Source organism: Nocardia sp. NPDC051981, from assembly GCF_040680715.1.
In the GTDB taxonomy this organism is placed as follows: Bacteria; Actinomycetota; Actinomycetes; order Mycobacteriales; family Mycobacteriaceae; genus Nocardia.
Genome location: NZ_JBFAXK010000076.1, coordinates 1 through 1,328, shown reverse-complemented (window position 1 = coordinate 1,328; position 1,328 = coordinate 1). Strand labels below are relative to the sequence as shown.

The following is a 1,328-nucleotide window of genomic DNA, read 5'->3' as shown; positions in this document are numbered from 1 at the left end:
TGAGGTTCCCCCCGAACGGTGGACAGTTAGTTACGCAGCGTTCGCTGCGGCTGTCATGAGTGACCGCTCGTAGCAGATCGGGCTGATTCCACCGATCGCGGAGTGTCTTCTTGTAGTGTTGTAACGGATGATCCATTTGTCAACTGCGGCAGCGAGTTCGGCTTTCGTGGTGAAGATGTGCCGGTAGTAGAACTCGTGCTTGAAAGTTGACCACAGCGCTTCGGCTGGGCTGTTGTCCCAACATATGCCAGTGGCGCCCATCGACCGCAGGATCCCGTGGCGGGCGCAGGCTTTGACCGTCAACCCGGCGGTGAACTCACCCCCACGATCGGAATGCAGGATGGCGCCGTGCACCTGGCCGCCGCGCACGGCTACGGCCTGCTCGATCGCGGCCTCGACCACATCGGCGCCGATGTGGTCGGCGACGGCGTGCCCGAGCACCCGCCGGGTGTGCCCGTCCCGGATCGCACACAAATACATGTCACCCTCGCCGCAGGTCAGATACGTGAAATCGGCGGTCCACACGGCGTCAGGGCGGCCCTGATCGAACACCCGCGACACCAGATCCGGCGGGAACGACGCGTCCGGATCGGCCACGGTGGTGCGGACTTTGAACGTGCGCGGGCTGATGCCCTCGATCCCGATCTCGGCCATGATCTTCGCGACGGTCTTCTCACTGACCTGCTCGCCGCGTTCGCGCAGCTCGGTGGTGATCCGCGGGGACCCGTAGGTGCCGTCGGAGTCCGTGTGCACGTCCAAGATCTTCACTGTCAGATCCGCGCGCCGCTGCTGCCTGGGTGTCAAAACCGTTGCGGCCCTACGCTTCTTCCACTGGTAGAAGCCCGAAGTAGACACGCCCAGCAGCCTGGCCATCAGGGTCACCTCGAACTGCTCCGGGCCGATCGTAGTGCCGGCAATGGCGGCTACCGCCTCTGCATCAGGGGCGGCGTACTTCGCCATCAGATCGAACCGGGCCGGTTGTTCTGCATCGCGGCAAAGTACGCCGAGGCTTTTTTAAGGAATTGAATATCCTTGTCCTGCTCGGCAACTCGCTTCCGCAGCGCCTGCAACTCGGCTCGCTCCGCCGCAGACAACGGCTCGTCACCGTCTCCACCCCTGCCGACGGCGGCCTCGCTGCGGCGGCGTTCGTCTTTCACCCAGTAGCTGAGCATTCCGGCATCGATACCCAGTTCCCGGGCAACGTCGGCAATCGTGCGGCCAGTATCGATCACACGATGCGCAGCCTCGACCTTGTACTCGGCCGTATACGACCGACGCTTACGAGGAGGCATATCGGACATCCTTCCAGCAGGACCTCCGTCCTGCTA

2 protein-coding genes are annotated in these 1,328 nt (G+C 63.4%); both read right to left on the bottom strand.

Translation table 11 applies throughout. The features are described from left to right. Positions 1–30 precede the first annotated feature (30 nt). Positions 31–960: an IS3 family transposase gene (locus AB0L60_RS42460; RefSeq protein WP_364626665.1), complete on the bottom strand. Its 930-nt coding sequence runs from the start codon at positions 958–960 to the stop codon at positions 31–33. After that, a complete protein-coding gene (locus AB0L60_RS42455; protein WP_364626662.1) occupies positions 960–1,292 on the bottom strand; it encodes a transposase in 333 nt (110 codons plus the stop codon). Before AB0L60_RS42455 ends, AB0L60_RS42460 begins: the two co-directional genes overlap by 1 nt. Positions 1,293–1,328: the final 36 nt, after the last annotated feature.